Source organism: Anabaena sp. UHCC 0204, assembly GCF_009711975.1.
Lineage (GTDB): Bacteria > Cyanobacteriota > Cyanobacteriia > Cyanobacteriales > Nostocaceae > Dolichospermum.
Genome location: NZ_VIKW01000003.1, coordinates 48,986 through 67,374 on the forward strand (window position 1 = coordinate 48,986; position 18,389 = coordinate 67,374).

Sequence of the window (18,389 nt, forward strand, 5' to 3'; positions counted from 1 at the left end):
GCCTGCCTACTTAAGAAGGTATCAATTGTCAATTATAAATATTTTACAGATAAAATATCTTAATTTACTTCTTCTTCATTCTTTTGATGAAATTTATAGGTAAATTATATTTATCAGTTGCGGACAGAAAACAATAATCCCTCTTAATTTTCTGCATTCATTGTGCATTCTCTTCATTTCACAGTAGTTAAAGAAAAAACCACCTGCAAATCTTTGAGGTAATTATATGAAAGCGGTAATTTTAGCAGGGGGTCTTGGTACACGATTAAGTGAAGAAACCAGTATCAGACCCAAACCAATGGTTGAGGTTGGTGGTAAGCCAATTCTCTGGCACATAATGAAGATTTACTCGGCTCACGGTATTAATGATTTCATCATCTGTTGCGGTTATAAAGGGTACATCATTAAAGAATACTTTGCTAACTATTTCTTACATATGTCAGATGTGACATTTGATATGCGATTTAATCAAATGAATGTCCATTCTGGATATGCTGAACCTTGGCGCGTCACCTTAGTAAATACAGGTGATAGTACGATGACTGGGGGACGTTTAAAGCAAGTTCGTGAACATATTGGAAATGAAACATTTTGCTTTACCTATGGTGATGGTGTCAGCAATATCAATATTACAGAGTTAATTAAATTCCATCGAGAACAAAACACACTAGCGACACTCAGCGCCGTCCAACCAGCAGGAAGATTTGGGGCGATTTCTCTAGGATACGAACAAACAAAAATTACCAGTTTTCAAGAAAAACCTGAAGGTGATGGTGCTTGGATTAACGGTGGCTATTTTGTTCTCGAACCCCAAGTAATTGATTTTATTGCTGATAACTCAACTGTGTGGGAAAAAGAACCATTAGAAAAGTTAGCGAATTTAGAAGAATTATCTGCTTACAAACATCATGATTTTTGGCAACCAATGGACACATTAAGAGATAAACACTATCTAGAAGAACTTTGGAAAAGTGGTAAAGCTCCTTGGCAAGTTTGGTCATAAATAGTTGCATAGGAACAAATAAAAGGTTTAGTCATGAAATCAAATTTTTGGCATCAGAAAAAAGTGTTTGTCACAGGACACACTGGTTTTAAAGGTGGTTGGTTGTCAATGTGGCTACAAATGCTAGGGGCCCAAGTGTGTGGTTACTCTTTAAATCCGCCAACATCTCCGAATTTGTTTGAATTAGCTCATATAGCTGATGGGATGACATCGGTAATTGCAGATGTGAGAGAATTAGACAATCTCCAGGAAGTAATGCAGACTTTCCAGCCAGATATTGTTATTCATTTGGCGGCTCAACCTTTGGTACGGGAATCTTATCAAAACCCGGTAGATACCTATGCCGTAAATGTGATGGGAACAGTTAATGTACTGGAAGCAGTTAGGTCTGTATCTAGCGTCAGAGCGGTAGTTTCTGTCACTTCTGATAAGTGTTATGAAAATCGGGAATGGATTTGGGGTTACAGAGAAACAGACCCTATGGGAGGACATGATCCTTACAGTAGCAGCAAAGGATGTGCTGAATTAGTCACCACAGCTTACCGTCAATCTTTTTTCAATGCGGCTGATTATGCTCAACATAAAGTAGCCATAGCTTCCGTTCGGGCTGGAAATGTGATTGGTGGAGGAGATTGGGCAAAAGATCGTTTGATTCCTGATATTCTTAGAGCTTGGTTAGCAGGAGAGGAAGTAGTAATTAGAAATCCTCAAGCAGTGCGTCCTTGGCAGCACGTACTAGAACCATTGCATGGTTATTTAATGTTAGCTGAAAAATTATTTACTCAAGGTTGCACTTATAACGGAGGCTGGAATTTTGGTCCAAGTGAATCAGGAGTAAAAACTGTTGCTTGGATATTAGAAGAACTGCAACAGCTTTGGGGTAATGATGCTAATTGGATTCAAGATAGGAGATTTCAACCCCATGAGGCTAATCTTTTAACATTAGATTGTTCCAAAGCTCGTAATCAACTTGATTGGGAAGCTCGTTTAGATTTAAAAACAGCATTGGCTTGGATTGTTGATTGGCATAAAACATGGCAACAAGGTGATGATATGAAGCAAAAAACTCAAGAGCAAATTCAGGAATTTATGCAATTGTCAAAATCTCTAGAACAGCCTATGTTGGTTTTGCGTTAATTGCTAAGAGTTAGGGAAATTTCAACTTGTATAATTGGTGAGAAATCCAAGTTAAAAAATACAATGTATAAATTACCAAGTGTTTGTGCATGAAAAATTTTAATTGGGAGGTGTTTAATGTTTGTCAAAATTAAAGAGAAAATATCTCTGTTGCAAATAGAGTTGAATTATATAGCACAACGTTGGCAAAATCGGAGCAGTTTACCTGTTATTGATTCAGGCGATCGCAAAATTCTTAATGCTCTCAAACGTGATTGTATTTATATCACAAATCTCACGGATTTAGGGTTTGGTTATACTCCAGAATTGCTTAATGCTGCTGATATTCTCTTACCAAGTATGGTAAATACTAACTATAGCTATTCAGAGAAAATTCCGCCCAAAATTTATACAGTTACAGATTTAGCGGAATTTTCTAATTGGGGAAGAGAACCCAGATTACTCAATCTTATTGAGAATTATATGGGTGTTTCTATTGCCTATCATGGTGTACATTTACGCAAAGATTTCGCTAATAAAGATCAGTTTGCCACATTACTATGGCATAGAGATATAGAAGATCGGCGAGTGATCAAGGTCATCGTTTATTTAAATGATGTAGAAGAAAAACATGGTCCTTTTGAATATGTACCATTATCTTATACTTCTTTATATAATCCTAATTATTATCGGATTAAATCTAAGATTAATACTTCAGAAGGAATAAATGATGAAACACTAAATCAGATTATCCTCAAATCAGCTTGGAAATCTTGCCCTGGTGCTGCTGGTACAGTGATTATTGTTGATACCCGCAGACTTTTACATCATGGAACTATCCGGACTCAAGAACGTTCAACATTATTTTTTGCCTACACTACTAAATCTCCTAAACAACCACAACTTTGTAATCATTTCTGGGATGATTCTTATTTCAAACCAAATTTGTATAGTGAATCTGTTCAGGAAGAAAATGATCACGTATTATCTGTTGGTAAAAATTAGCATCTCTTAGTTTTATCAGGACTTACGCAGTCACGAAAGAATTAAGAAAGAAAGAATGAACCACGAAGGAACGAAGGAAACGAAGAGAAGAGGGTTTCAGAGATATTTTGCGTAGGTTTTAATTAAAAGAGGTTTTTTTCTTTTTCGCAAAGCAAATCCAGTTATCGCCAATTAGTAGGTGAACAGAAAAATTTAAAGGTATGTGAAGAAAAGTAAAATCGCCCAAAACTCTCTTCCTGTTCCCTTGCCCCAACGACAATTTTTAACGCCCACCTACTTTATCCATTGATTACTATCCATCTCAACCAATATTATTATCCATGATTTTTACCTCCACTAATCTTTCTGGTGCTTTCATTGTTGACTTAGAACAAAAATCAGATGCTCGCGGTTTTTTTGCGCGGACTTTCTGTGCTGATGAATTTGTAGCACATGGTTTAAAACCTACGGTTGCCCAATGTAATCTTTCTTTTAATCATAAAAAAGGGACATTGCGAGGAATGCACTATCAAAGTCTTCCCGCAGCCGAAACAAAATTAATTCGCTGTACTCAAGGAGTTATTTATGACGTAATTATTGATATGCGTCCTGAATCTCCCACTTATCTAGCGCATATTGGTGTAGAACTGAGTGCAGAAAATCGCCGCGCTCTTTATGTTCCAGAAATGTTTGCTCATGGTTATCAGACTTTAACAGATGATGCTGAAGTTATGTATCAAGTGGGTGAATTTTACACTCCTGGATATGAAAGAGGTTTGCGTTATGATGATGCAATTTTAGAAATTTCTTGGCCGTTGAGTGTTACTGAAATATCCGATAAAGATCGGAATTGGCCTTTACTAGAATCTATGTTAATAGGAGTTTAATCATGATTATTGTTGATAAAGCCTTACAAGCGCGGGCTGCATTAGGTAAACCTGTGAAAGTAGCGATGATTGGGGCTGGTTTTATGGGTCGAGGCATTGCTAATCAAATTATCAATTCTGTGCCTGGAATGGAGTTGGTAGCGATCGCTAATCGGCACATTGATACAGCCAAACGAGCTTATTTAGAAGCGGGTATTGAGGATATCAAGGTTATTACGAATGTAACTGATTTAGAAGATGCCGTCGCTGAAAATAAATATGCAGTCACCGAAGATGCCATGTTGCTATGTGAAGCAGAAGGCATAGATGCAATCATTGAAGTGACAGGAACAATTGAATATGCAACTCATTTGGTCATGTGTGCGATCGCTCATCAAAAGCATATCATTTTAATGAATGCCGAACTTGATGCCACACTCGGACCCATCCTCAAAGTCCATGCAGACCGCGCTGGAGTCATCCTCAGTGCCTGTGATGGCGACCAACCAGGGGTAGAGATGAACCTATACCGCTTTGTCAAAAGCATCGGTTTAAAGCCCCTTCTCTGTGGCAATATCAAAGGTTTACAAGACCCCTATCGCAACCCCACCACCCAAGCAGGCTTTGCCGAACGCTGGGGGCAAAATCCCGCCATGGTGACAAGCTTTGCCGATGGGACTAAAATTTCCTTTGAGCAAGCGATAGTGGCTAATGGCACAGGGATGAAAGTAGCCAAGCGCGGAATGTTGGGATATAACTACACAGGTCATGTTGATGAAATGACCAAAATGTATGATGTTGACCAACTCCAAGAATTAGGCGGTATAGTTGATTACGTTGTTGGCACTAATCCCAGTCCCGGAGTGTTTGTATTTGCCACCCACGAAGACCCCAAACAACGCCATTATCTCAATCTTTACAAATTAGGTGAAGGACCCCTCTACAGCTTCTACACCCCCTATCACCTCTGTCATTTTGAAGTTCCCCTGTCTGTTGCCCGTGCTGTCCTCTTCCATGATGCTGCGCTTGCACCAATCGCTGGACCTGTTGTTGATGTCGTCACCACTGCGAAAATTGACCTCAAAGCGGGAGAAACTCTTGATGGTATTGGTTATTACATGACCTATGGACAATGTGAAAATTCCCCAATTGTTCAACAAGAAAACTTATTACCAATGGGTATATCTCAAGGATGCCGTTTGCAGCGCGATATCCTCAAAGATCAAGTTTTAACTTACGATGATGTCGAATTACCAGAAGGCAGACTTTGCGATCAATTACGGGCTGAACAATCAGTTTATTTTGCACCTGCGAAAACTTTAGCACTCACAAAATAGTTTTAAAAATCAGTATCAAGATAATTCAGAGGTTTCCTGATATTTTCATCAGACCTCTGAATTTACATATATAGCAAAAATTAATTGCATAATCAGGTGCTAATTGATTGGCATCGTGAACACGGAATTTCGGTGCATAATCACTTTTATAGTAGAGCGATCGCTACTTTTAGGAAATAGGGAAAAGAGAGGATAATTACCAATTACCACTCACTCAATTATAGGGAATTCAGTATGAAAATTGCTCTCGTTCATGATTACTTAACTCAACGCGGTGGGGCAGAGCGTGTATTTGAATTACTGTGTAAACGCTATCCCGATGCTGACATTTTCACCTCATTATATGATTCAGAAAAAAGTATTGATCTAGGTGAAAGAATTATCAATACAACATTTTTGCAAAAAATTCCTGGTGCAACTAAATATTTTCGGATGTTAGCCCCCTTATATTTTCCTGCATTTCGGTCTTTGGATTTACAAGATTATGACCTAATTATTAGCAGTAGCACAAGTTTTGCGAAAGCAGTACGGAAAAAACCCCAAGCTAGACATATTTGTTTTTGTCATAATGTTACCCGATTTTTATGGGACACAGAAACTTATTTACGGGAATACGGAGACTATAGATACTTTGCTCCCCTCATCGAAAAAGTATTTCAAATGATGAGAAATGTAGACCTGAAATATGCTCAAGAACCAGATATGTACATTGCCAACTCTAGCATTGTGGCCAGGCGCATTCAACAGATTTATAACAAGCAAGCCATAGTTATTAACTATCCAATTGATACTAGCAACTTTGTTTTTTCTGATACTAAATCAGAATACTACCTAGCATCAGCGCGGATGATAAGTTATAAACGTCTTGATATAATAGTCGAAGCTTTTAATTGGCTAGGCTGGAATTTATTAATATCAGGTGATGGACCAGAAGAAGAAAGATTAAAAGCTCATGCTTTGCCCAATATCCAATTTCTTGGTCATGTTAGTGACAAAGAACGTAAAAATTTATTCTCTAAAGCCAAATCAATAATTGTTGCGGCCTTAGAAGATTACGGTTTAGTTCCAGTCGAAGCAAATGCTAGTGGTACACCAGTAATTGCTTATGGAGCAGGTGGAGTATTAGATACTCAAATACCAGGTAAAACTGGCGTTTTTTTTAATAGACAAACACCATGCTCTTTACAAGCAGCATTACTAGAGGCCGGAGGAATATCTTGGGATTATGAAACCATTCGTAATCATGCTGTTAGTAATTTTTCCGAACAGTCATTCTTTAGTAAAGTTGAGCAAATTATTGATCAAGCTAGTATCGCAAGACGGAATTAAAAATTGAAAAAGCAACTTCTACCAGCTTTTTGAGAATTTTTAATTGTTAGTTAACTTCTGTCATTGTGTGCTGGATGTGTGCATCACTGATTCATTTAATTTTTTAGGTGTTTGCGTAATGTGTCGCAGATAAGGATAATAAAAGTGGTTCAAACTAGTCTAAATCCAAATATAAATTCAGCATCAGAAACAGAACCAGGTTATGGACAAATATTTGCCGTACTGCTCCGGCGATTTCCCTGGTTATTATTAGTATTGCTGAGTTCTACAGCTATTGCTGGCATCATTACATTAAGAACAGAACCCAGCTTCAAAAGCACCATGCAATTGTTAGTAGAACCTAACTATCAAGGTAAGAAAGAAGCTGATACCATTGAAAGCCAGTTTACTGATGCTAACGTAGTGGTAGATACTGCTACTCAACTGAACTTAATGCAGAGTTCTGGACTAATTCAAAAAGCAGTTGATAAACTCAAAAATGAATATCCAGACTTAACTGTAATGGATTTAAAAAAGTCCTTGACCTTAACTCAAATTAAGACTCCAGAGGATAATATTGCTACTAAAATATTTCAAGTTGACTATAGCGATAACGATCCAGAAAAAACACAAAAAGTGCTGACTGCCATTCGGCAAGTTTATTTAGAATACAATAAACAACAGCAGGATTCACGCTTGCAAAAAGGTCTACAAGTTATCAGAGATCAATTAAGAAAAGCTACTGATGAAGTAACTGCTTCAGAAGCAAATCTGCAACGGTTTCGCAGAAATCAAAATCTAATTGATCCGGAAACTCAAGCCAAAGCCATAGAGGCAACTTTAAATACTATCCAACAAGAACGACAAACAACTCGTTCCCAGTATGAAGAAGCGATCGCCAAGCAAAAATCTTTGCAATTACAACTTAACCGTTCTCCACAAAATGCTCTAGTTTCTTCTCGTTTGAGTCAGTCTACCCGCTACCAAGGTTTACTTAACGAAATTCAGAAAACAGAATTAGCCTTAGCACAGGAAAAACTACGCTTCACAGATGATACTCCCAGCGTTCAAAAATTGAACGAACAATTACAAAGTCAGAAACAACTTCTACAAAAAGAAGTTACTAGAACATTAGGACAAAGATCCAATCGTGTATTTAGTCCTGGAGACAATCTTTTAGAACAAGGACAACTTGGTGAAATTGATCTTAACCTCACAGGTCAATTAGTAGACACCCAAACTACCATAGTTTCATTAAGCGCCCGTGATCAAACTTTAGCAACCAAAGAAAAAGAACTACAAGCAGACCTGAAACGCTTTCCTTCTCTATTAGCTTATTACAATCGCATTCTTCCCCAATTACAATTTAGCCGGGAAAGATTGGAACAATTATTAAGAGCCGAACAAAAATTACGCCAAGAACTTTCTAAAGGTGGATTTAATTGGGAAGTAGTAGAAGAACCTCAAGAAGGTATTAAAACTGGTCCCAATCTCAGACAAAACCTCTTATTAGGAGGAGTAATTGGCTTAATGTTTGGAGGTATTGCTGCCTTTATTCGTGAAGCCTCTGATGATGCTGTCCATACTACTGCTGAATTAGAAAAACAAGTTTCTTTGCCATTATTAGGAACAACTCCTAAATTGCCACCGGCTAAACCCAGAGAATCAATGATCAAATTGCCATTTGGCAAACCAGAAGTTCTCGCTCCTTGGACAATTCAGGTACTACAATCTCCTCCTCGTTGGGAATCCCTTGATCTCATTTACAAAAACATTGAACTGCTCAATAATGTCTCTGATTTAAGATCCTTAATGGTGACATCAGCGTTACCAGATGATGGTAAGTCAGCTTTAGCATTAGGTCTAGCCATGAGTGCCGCTCGCTTGCATAAAAAGGTATTACTAATTGATGCCAATTTGCGCTATCCTAACCTGCACAAACAATTAAATCTTCCTAATGAACAGGGACTTTCTACATTATTAGAAAGTGAAGTTACCTTACCAAATCAAATTAGTGTCCCCTACTCCGGTTCATCTTATATTGATATCTTGACTGCTGGACCTATCCCTACTGATCCTGCCCATCTTTTGAGTTCTCCCCGGATGATCCAATTGATTGCTGCATTTGAAGAAAACTATGATTTGGTACTCATAGATGCCCCCTCAGTGCTGGGTTTAGTGGATGCTATGCTCACAGCGTCATCTTGTCGAAGTGTGGTGATGATGGCGAGTATTGGTAAGGTGACACGCACCCAACTTAATCAAGCTACAGGTATGTTGAGTAAGTTAAATTTGATTGGGGTTGTGGCTAATGGTGTTTCCCCATCTGATAGCACTTATGTACCCTATGTCAAGCCAAAACATTTGGTATTACAACAAGTAATGGAAGAGTAAACCAAGCTATTTCCTAATTATTCAACCAGGTTTTATATTATTGACCCCTCATACTTCATGGGGGTTTTTTATTGACGAAAGTTATTTGGTAATAGGTAATTGGTGATTGGTAATGGGTAATAGGTGATTGGTAATTGGTGATTAATGAGTAAATTTCTGTTTTCATTCTGTTAATCCTTTAATTGGTGGATACATTTATAAGCATTTGTTGGGTTTCGCTGTTGCTTAACCAAACCTACACCTCATAAATCGGGATAAATATCCGCAATAGTCAGATATCCAATTCATGATAAAAATCTAGTTTACTGTTACTTGTATAGCATTCCTTAGTCTAACGAGATACAAATTTATCTGCGTTCATCTGTGTTTATCCTCTTCCATCTGCGGTTAATTATTTATTCTTATATCTCACTTAAACAGTAACTGCTACAAATGATAAATAACAAAAAAATATGTTTTGCAAGTCACAAAATATTGGTTAATTTTATTTAGTTACAATTAATTCAATTTATCATAACTTGATATTTTATAGAAAAAAGGAATATCTATTTAAAGAGTAAATAAAGAAGTTGCTTATTGATGATCTATTTATCGAGAGTCTTATATTCTAGAGATTGAGACACATATTCCCAGCCTCAAGCTAAGGACAACCTGACTATTTTATAGTGGAGATAACCATAGGGAAATACTGATAATAATTTCCTCTGCGGATATTTCCAGTCAACCTTTTACTACTTTATTCCTGACAATATATATGACAACTTCAGTTATTCCTAGTCTAAATAATAACCTTATTATCTCTCCTGAATTTGACACTATTAATCCATCATCTTGTACCTTAAAATGGCGCAGAGGAAAGTTATTAGTGAAAACTTCTACACAATCACCACAGCCCTATTTAAATTTAGTAGAAGATGCAGAATCCCTAGTCAAGTGTTTAAAACATTCTTCAGTGAATTTAGTGAGTGTAGATCCAAAACTCGGTAATTCTCTATTGAGATTTTGGGCAAATGCCTGTAAAAAAGCTAATAAACCCATCTTTATCAATATTCCTAAATATCAGAAATTACCCAAAAAAGGTAATCAAATATTCAGAATTTTCCAAAGAATTATTGATTGGAATTTAGCTTTATCTTTGTTGCTGTTGACAAGTCCATTCATGCTGGGATTATTTATTGTCATGCAGGTATATTCTCCCAAATTATTGTTTGATTATGAATGGTATGTTGGAGAAAAAGGTCAACTTTTTCAGGCAATTAAGTTTAGCTCAATTGCTAAAAATGAAATTACAAATTTTCTACCTGGTGTAGGTAAATACTTTCTGGAAAATGTGTCTAATTTACTGAATGTGTTACAGGGTAAATTTTACTTAATTAATAATCCTTGTTTGTCGTTAGAGGAAGTAGTGAATCTAAACTTAGAAAAATAGGAGTGATGATTTAAAATTCACTGGACTACAATCTAGGATAAATATATATTTATCCAAATGATAAAAATTTCCTGGTTTGATATTTTCAAGCATGAATTATGTAGCTAATTCAAAACAAAAAACCTATGCAGATAGAGCTTTATAACGATTTTCACCAAAGTTGTAATTGCATTTATGGTTTTTGTCATCTTATTCGGAACAACTCAATTTAAGAATATTTATTGTTCTTTTAGTTGATGCTTCTGTGCTTAATTATCAAAATAACAACTTCAAATGTTTATGGATTCTAAATTTATACCCTCAACCGTGAAAATCTTGCAATCTACAAGTTTTTGGCAAAATAATCGGTTAATATTGCGAGAATTTAAACATTTTCGGTTGGTGGCAATTTTAGCTGTAGTTTTTTCAGTAATATCTGCCAGTTTAGAGGGATTTGGTTTAGGATTTTTGTTGGTATTTCTACAAAGCTTAACCACTCCTGGTGCAGAACCTGTGCAAACAGGAGTTGAATGGTTTGATATTTTGATTTTAGGAATTAATGCTTCCGCAAATGAGCGATTATATCGAGTATCGGCTTTAATTGTAATTACCACCTGTATGCGTGCATTGTTCAACTACCTGGGACAATTGTGCATTCAGTTTAGTGAAGTCAGCTTAGTAGACAATTTCCGCAAACGAATTTTTGAACAATTAGAAGCTCAAAGTCTCAGTTATTTTGGCCAGAAAAAATCTGGAGAATTAATTAATACACTCACCAGTGAAATGGAGAGAATTAGACAGATTTTCGGTGGTATAGCTTTTTTAACCACTAGAAGCTTCACACTGATAGTTTATTCTATTTCTTTGTTTATTCTTTCATGGAAACTCTCTATAGTTTCGATTTTGCTATTTAGTCTTTTAGCGGTGGGATTATCTACACTAAATAAACAAATTAGAGAACGTAGCTTTGCGATTACTACAGCTAATGATAATTTTACTTCTAGGACACTAGAGTTTGTCGAAGGTATCCGCACAATTCATGCTTTTTCTACTCAAGAATTTGAGCGAAAACGATATTATCAAGCGAGTGAAAAAATAGTTGATACTTGGAAACGAGTTTATTGGATTTCCTTGGTAGTTAAACCTCTAGCAGAGAGTATAGCTACGATGATTTTGATTAGTATGATTATTGTGGCAATCGTCACAGGTTTAATGAAAGTTTCGGCTTTGTTAACGTTCTTCTTTGTACTGTTCCGAATTATCCCCATGACTCAGGATTTGAATGGAGTAGTAGCTTTTTTAAGTACCCAAGCAGGAGCAGTAGAAAATATCAAGAATCTATTAAAACCTGATGATAAAATCTATTTTCAAAATGGAAAACTTAAATTTCCTGGTTTGAAAAGATCCATTGATTTAATATCTGTTGATTTTGGTTATAATCCCAATCAACGGATTTTACATGATGTTACTCTCTCGATTGAACAGGGGAAAATGACGGCTTTAGTGGGTTCATCTGGTGCTGGTAAAACTACATTAGCAGATTTAATTCCTCGATTTCATGATGCTACTGAAGGCTCTATTTATATAGATGAAGTTGATATTCGCAAATTTGAAATTAACTCTCTTCGTCGGAGAATAGCAGTTGTTAGTCAAGATACATTTATTTTCAATACTTCTGTTTGGAAAAATATTGCTTATGGGACACCAAAAGCCACAGAATCGCAAATTAGAGAAGCGGCTCGACTGGCAAATGCTCTTGAATTTATTCTAGAAATGCCTGAAGGTTTTAATACACAATTAGGAGATAGAGGGATTCGATTGTCAGGGGGACAAAGACAAAGAATTGCGATCGCTCGCGCATTACTCAGAAATCCCGAAATTTTGATTTTAGATGAAGCTACAAGTGCTTTAGATTCTGTTTCTGAGCGTTTAATTCAAGAATCATTAGAAAAACTCTCTGTTGGGCGGACAGTAATTGCGATCGCTCACCGTCTTTCTACTATTGCTAAGGCTGATAAAATTGTCGTCTTGGAACAAGGTAAAATTGTAGAACAGGGTAAATATCAAGAGTTACTAGAACTTAAAGGGAAGCTTTGGCAATATCACCAAATGCAATATGAAATTAGACCTACTAGCGATAGTTAAGCTGATCAATAATCAAGGTTCATTACTCAAGCTTTTCAGGGATGCAGAGAATTGATACGGGAGGAATAAAATAGGATTTCTAGATTGATTCTCAATCGCAATTTATAGATATTCACGAGTTAACAAATGTATGCAAAATGAATAATTCTTTGTGGAACTTTTTGCCATTGAGTTTTTCTAAAGTCAGAAAATCTGCCGATTCTCACAATAAATTAGTAGAAAAGTCACCCAATCAGCCAACACTTTTTTGTATAGCCTATGATTTACCACCCTTAAAAACACCAATTGCTCATAGGGCTAATAAACTATTAGGAGAATTTCAAAAAACTTGGCAGATTCATGTATTAACAGGTACAACTGGTGGTTATTTATCAGAAAACTCTCACATACATTATATCAAAAGTTTGTATCCTCAAACTTTAATTAAATGGTTAAATAAACTGAGATTGGAGAAGATAATAACATTATTGATTTGGCCAGATCCAGAAATATTTTGGTTTTTACCTGCATTATTGAAAGGCTACCAATTAATTAAGCAGCAAAAACCCGATGCTATTTTTGTGATTATGATGCCCTATTCTGCCGGGTTGGTGGGAATTGCACTTAAATTCCTCACAGGGTTGCCTTTGGTAATTAGTTTAGATGATTCACTTAGTTGTACTGATATGCACTCTAATGCCGTCAGTTGGTTACATCATCATCTTGAACGCTGGTTAGAAAACTTTTATGTCCGACAAGCAAATGCAGTAGTTTATGTTTCTCAATTCAATTTAGATTTAGTTAAAAATCGTCAATCTGCATCTCAAAAATCCAAATTTAATCTAATTCGTTGTGGCGCAGATCCAGAGGATTTTACTACTCCTATTGAATTAAAAAATGATAACTCATATTTCGATATTGTTTATACAGGTGGGATGAATGGCTGGTATGAATTTTATCATCTTCCTTCCGAAAAAAATTTAGCTAAAAAACTTTATAAAGCCTGGCTAGAATGGGGATATTATCACCGCTCGAAACTTGATTATCGCAGTTCTAGTCCAGTTTTTGTGGGTAAAGCTATCAAAAAAGTCATCTCTCAAAACCCGGAATGGGAAAGCAAAATTAAACTTTCTGTGTATGGTAATAGTTTTCCAGAATTTGTAGTGAATCGGGTATTACAAAATCAAAATATTGCAGATGTAGTCACTGTATTAGAGCCATTACCTCACTTCCAAGCTATTCAATTAGCTAGACAGGCAGATTTATTATTAATAACTTTACCAAATCGTCTAGACGGAACTCCAGGGGGCAGAATTTCCTGTAAAACCTATGAATATTTGATGACAGATAGACCCATTCTAGCAGCAGTTCCTCCAGGAGAGAATAGAGATTATTTACAAGATAAACCAGGTGTTTGGTTAGTTGAACCAACAGATATAGAAGCTATTATGCAAGTAATTTCTTATATTGCTCAAGCTAAATTTGCTGGTGATCCTCTCAGATTTAATCGCTCTCATTTATATGCAGAACTGAGTTATAAAAATTTAGCTCAAAACTATTTACAAATATTCAATGATGTCTGTTTTAAATCAAACTTAAAATCATGAAAATTACATTAACTTGCAATACGAGTTTAGGTAAAGGAGGACAAGGAATTTGCTTAGAAAATGCAGCTTTAGGTTTAAGTGAAATTGGTGATTTAACTGTATTATCTGCTGATTTAGAAGCACCAAAAACTAATTTTCCTGTTTATTCAATGGGATATTCTCGTTGGAGTCAAAGATTACTAAATACGCCATTTTTACGTCGTCGTCATGATTGGGCTGTATTAATGGGGGATTTATATTTTGATAAACAAGTAAGTAAAACTTTAAAATCTCAATTTTGCGATTTAATTATGGGGGTAGCAGGACAAACTAATTTAGGATTTAAAACAGCTAAAGCTAAAGGTGCAAAAGCTTGGCTATATTGTTTAAATAACTATTTACCTTTTATGCAGTCACAAATTCACCAAGAATTAGAATTTATTGGTGATTCTACTGTAGCAAAAATGAATCCAAAAATGCTAGATCGTTTTGAAGGTGAATGTCAACAAGCAGATTTAATTGTAGTGCTTTCTGATGTTGCTAAAAAAACTTTTATTCAAGCTGGATATACATCAGAAAAAGTTGCGGTTCTCAGACCTTTTGTAGATACTAATAGATTTCATCCTGTGACGAAGGCTGATCAAGTTTTCCGCGTTTTATATGTAGGTACAATTGAACCAAGAAAAGGAGTTATTTATTTAGTTAATGCTTTTTTACAAGCTAATATTCCTAATTCCGAATTATTGATTGTGGGTGGAACTACAACTCGTGGATTGAAAATATTCATGGAAAAAACATTAAGTCAACATATAAATATTAAACAAGAATTTCGGGATTTTAGTCAGGATGATCCGACGGAGATATTTGGTAAATCTTCTGTTTTAGTTTTACCTTCTGTAGAAGATGGTTTTGGTTTAGTTGCATTAGAAGCAATGGCTTCTGGACTACCTGTAATTGTCACGTCTCAATGTGGTGCGGCTGATGTGGTAAATAATGGAGTAAATGGGTTTATTGTACCACCTAGAAATATAGAAGCTATAGCTGATAAATTGACATTTTTAGCGGAGAATAAAACGATTAGATCAGAGATGGAAAAATTTGCCAGAACTACTGCTAAACAATTTAATTTAGAAAATTATCAACAACAATTGCGCCAAATCTTTGTGCAAGAAGGGTTATTAAAATAGCTTAGTAACTTTAAAAAATATCTAATTAATTTTGTTGGCTAGGAATCTGTTCTGTTTTAATAGGACTTACGCAAGATTGAACTCAAAACCTGATTCTTGCGTAGGGGTAATTCATGAATTACCCCTACTTCCGTTCTGTTTTGCGTAAGTCCTGTTTAATATATCAGGAAAGGACAGAGATATATTTCACAGGATGGTATATTTTTTATATTCTCTTATTAATAAGACTCTGGCTACATTGAAACAGGACTTACGCAAAATCATGAAGAAACGAAACGCAGAGGACAGGTCGAAATAAGAGTTTTAGAGAGTTATTGCGTAATTCCTATGAAAAAGTGAAGGTATTAATTAATCACTTGCTCTTAGTATCTGTTAACAAACTGATGTTAATTTATAGCAAATTGGAGATCAATGAGGTATAAAATCTAAATTGAAACATATACACAAAGCTAGTTTTACTTCTGACTCCTGTACGGGCGAAGCATTCGGGTGATAACTTATCGGTTTGTTCCCAAATTTATTTTCCGAATGCTTCGCCCCTACTTGGACAAAAATAGTCGAAAAAATAAAGCCTTAATTTCTAAGAACTTTAAACACAGTTTTTATTGTTTGATCATGGCGTAATTCTCATATTTTTATTTATCAGACTATTTTGATGATGGATAATACCGTAGTTCATGAAAAGAGGATACATCATTGCTCTAGTATTAGTCTTGAGGGTGGTGGTGGGTTAGAAACTTATATAACTTCTTTGATAAATTCACAAATTTATGAAGTTAGTAAAAATTTGATTACTTCTCTCAAGAATATGGATCAAAGTCAGTATAAATTACTGCATTTTCATGATCGAGAAATGTTGATGGAATGGAAGGAAGAATGTCCAGCAGTCTTTACATTACATAATCATTCTAGCTACTGTCCGAGTGGGACAAAATATTTAACAGATCGTCAAAAGCAGTGCGATCGCATGATGAACCCTCTAGGATGTACTTGGGGACATTTAGTTGATGGTTGTGGTAGTCGTAGAATTCCCAACATTGCACAAAATTTGTGGAGTACGTACCATCCTTTTACAGTTCTTAAAAAACTAAGTATTCCTATTATTGCTAATAGTCACTATGTAAAAAAGCAAATTATTAAAAATGGTATATCACCTCACCGTGTAATTACATTACCCTGTGGTGTACAACAACCTAAAAATTACACAGAACCATTAACTAAAAATATTCATCAACAACAAAGAATTTTATTTGTTGGTCGAATTGTTCCTGATAAAGGAATTGAATGGTTGATTAAATGTTTAGCAAACACTGATCAGCGTATTTATCTGGATATTGCTGGTGATGGTTGGGCAAAATCTGATATGGAAAAATTAGTAGATCAAATGGGTTTGAGTCATCGGATTAAGTGGCATGGTTGGTGTCAAGGAGAAGCACTAGCACATCTTTATCACCAATGCTTTGCGGTGGTATTTCCTAGTCTTTGGCCTGAACCGGCTGGGCTAGTAACCCTAGAAGCTTATGCTCATTATCGTCCTGTTATTGCCAGTGCAGTCGGTGGTATTCCTGAATATGTAAAAGATGGTAAAACAGGTATTCTTGTATCACATAATCACATTTCTCAATTGTCTGATGCGATCGCTGAATTGGCTACAAATTATCAAAAAAGCCGACTTATGGGTGAACAAGGTCAGATTTTATTTCAGCAAGAATTTACGATTGAGGTTCATATTCAAAGATTAATGGCAATATATTCTCAAACTATCACTGATTTTGAATTTCAAAATTGAAATATTAAATATAACCAATAGAAAAACATCAATGTATCTTCCGTCTTGTGAGGGCAACGAGCAGACTATGCTAACAAAAATCAAATAGGAGTTCTAGATGATAAATAATCGTTTACCGAAAATTCCCCTCAAGATATATTTTTACTGTGACTCTCAAGAAAATATTCCTATAGGGGATAAATTTCAACATCTATTAATTTGTCTAGCTGAAGGTTTTCGAGAATTAGGAATATCGTTTTTTTCTAATGCTAATTATTGGCAAAATTCCTTAGAAACATCAGAATATCTGTTTCAATATCATGATCATGTGACACCTGATGATTGTTCTATTGTTATCCTTACCAATTATTGGTATCATACTCGTCAACAATTGCCAGAAAAATTATTTCATCCACAACGTCAATATATAACTATTTATTTGGATGGTGAAGATGATGATAAAACCTATACTAAAAGACCAGAATTTAAGCAATTTGACTTTATTTTCCGAACTCATCTGAATAGTAAATTAACTTATGGTGATAACTTTCATCCTTGGGCATTTGGACTGAGTAATCGCATTTTGCAAGAACTGAACACAATCCCAGATTTTGCTGATAGAAAAAAACAAATATTGGTAAATTTTCGACATTGGAAATCTGGACATTCTGTCAGAAATATTAGCTGTAGTCAACTTATTCCCCAGATTAAAGATATTCTCTCTATTAATGACGTAGTTGATGATCCTCGTCATCATCCTCAAGTAGGATATCATTATCTACAATATTTACAAACTGGTGGTAGACACTATCCAAATTATTATCAACGGCTGCAAGAATCTGTTGCTTGTACTTGCTTTGGTGGTTTTTTTGTACCTACTTGGCCTAATAATCCTGGTAACTTAGTTAATCGCATGATTAAACAATGTTTAGCCAAGTTAAACTTACAATCAAAAACAATTGTCCAATGGGATAGTTGGCGATTTTGGGAATCTTTAGCCGCAGGATGTGTTACCTTTCATGTGGATTTTGAAAAATATGGAATTTCTCTACCTGTAATGCCTGAAAATTGGCGACATTATATTGGTGTAGATTTGAATAATATCCAAGCCACAATAGATAGAATTGTAGAAAATCCCGAAGTTCTCGAATATATTGCTAAAGAAGGCAGAATTTGGGCCATGAAATATTATACTCCTGCGCCTACTGCTTTACGTTTATTAGAAATAGTTTCCCAAGAACAAACAAAAATTCCCGATAGTTTGTTTTCTCCTGTTACTGTCAATGCTAAAAATTAATGAGGTAGAAT

13 protein-coding genes are annotated in these 18,389 nt (G+C 35.5%); all 13 read left to right on the forward strand.

The genetic code is table 11. The annotated features are described in order from the left end of the window. Window positions 1–226 precede the first annotated feature (226 nt). The 13 genes from rfbF (at window position 227) to FJR04_RS03145 (ending at window position 18,378) form a co-directional block, all read left to right on the forward strand. Window positions 227–1,003 (forward strand): glucose-1-phosphate cytidylyltransferase, encoded by a 777-nt coding sequence (rfbF, locus tag FJR04_RS03085; RefSeq protein ID WP_168491716.1) that lies wholly within the window; start codon window positions 227–229, stop codon window positions 1,001–1,003. Between the two features lie 33 nt (window positions 1,004–1,036). Further along, window positions 1,037–2,140, forward strand: coding sequence for a CDP-glucose 4,6-dehydratase (gene rfbG / locus FJR04_RS03090; RefSeq protein WP_168491718.1), 1,104 nt, complete (start codon window positions 1,037–1,039; stop codon window positions 2,138–2,140). A 117-nt stretch (window positions 2,141–2,257) separates the two neighbouring features. Then, a complete protein-coding gene (locus tag FJR04_RS03095) occupies window positions 2,258–3,124 on the forward strand; it encodes a phytanoyl-CoA dioxygenase (RefSeq protein WP_168491720.1) in 867 nt (288 codons plus the stop codon). Window positions 3,125–3,444: 320 nt separating this feature from the next. After that, complete coding sequence (gene rfbC, locus FJR04_RS03100) at window positions 3,445–3,990, forward strand: dTDP-4-dehydrorhamnose 3,5-epimerase (protein ID WP_168491722.1); 546 nt, start codon at window positions 3,445–3,447, stop codon at window positions 3,988–3,990. Window positions 3,991–3,992: 2 nt separating this feature from the next. Then, window positions 3,993–5,306, forward strand: a complete 1,314-nt coding sequence (locus FJR04_RS03105) for an NAD(P)H-dependent oxidoreductase (RefSeq protein ID WP_168491724.1) — start codon at window positions 3,993–3,995, stop codon at window positions 5,304–5,306. A gap of 234 nt (window positions 5,307–5,540) precedes the next feature. After that, complete coding sequence (locus FJR04_RS03110; protein WP_168491726.1) at window positions 5,541–6,635, forward strand: glycosyltransferase; 1,095 nt, start codon at window positions 5,541–5,543, stop codon at window positions 6,633–6,635. Window positions 6,636–6,779: 144 nt separating this feature from the next. Beyond that, window positions 6,780–9,008 carry a polysaccharide biosynthesis tyrosine autokinase gene (locus tag FJR04_RS03115; protein ID WP_168491728.1) on the forward strand — a complete coding sequence of 743 codons (2,229 nt, stop codon included), beginning with the start codon at window positions 6,780–6,782 and terminating at the stop codon, window positions 9,006–9,008. A gap of 754 nt (window positions 9,009–9,762) precedes the next feature. After that, entirely contained in the window at window positions 9,763–10,437 is a 675-nt protein-coding gene (gene hepC / locus FJR04_RS03120; protein ID WP_168491729.1) for a heterocyst development glycosyltransferase HepC, read from the forward strand. 279 nt (window positions 10,438–10,716) lie between these two features. After that, complete coding sequence (gene hepA / locus FJR04_RS03125; protein WP_168491731.1) at window positions 10,717–12,561, forward strand: heterocyst formation ABC transporter subunit HepA; 1,845 nt, start codon at window positions 10,717–10,719, stop codon at window positions 12,559–12,561. 137 nt (window positions 12,562–12,698) lie between these two features. Beyond that, window positions 12,699–14,147 (forward strand): glycosyltransferase, encoded by a 1,449-nt coding sequence (locus tag FJR04_RS03130; RefSeq protein ID WP_168491733.1) that lies wholly within the window; start codon window positions 12,699–12,701, stop codon window positions 14,145–14,147. Next, entirely contained in the window at window positions 14,144–15,313 is a 1,170-nt protein-coding gene (locus FJR04_RS03135; protein WP_168491735.1) for a glycosyltransferase family 4 protein, read from the forward strand. The genes FJR04_RS03130 and FJR04_RS03135 overlap by 4 nt, the downstream gene beginning before the upstream one ends. Before the next feature lie 655 nt (window positions 15,314–15,968). Next, window positions 15,969–17,102 carry a glycosyltransferase family 4 protein gene (locus FJR04_RS03140; protein ID WP_371717164.1) on the forward strand — a complete coding sequence of 378 codons (1,134 nt, stop codon included), beginning with the start codon at window positions 15,969–15,971 and terminating at the stop codon, window positions 17,100–17,102. Window positions 17,103–17,199: 97 nt separating this feature from the next. Continuing rightward, entirely contained in the window at window positions 17,200–18,378 is a 1,179-nt protein-coding gene (locus FJR04_RS03145; protein WP_168491737.1) for a glycosyltransferase, read from the forward strand. Window positions 18,379–18,389: the final 11 nt, after the last annotated feature.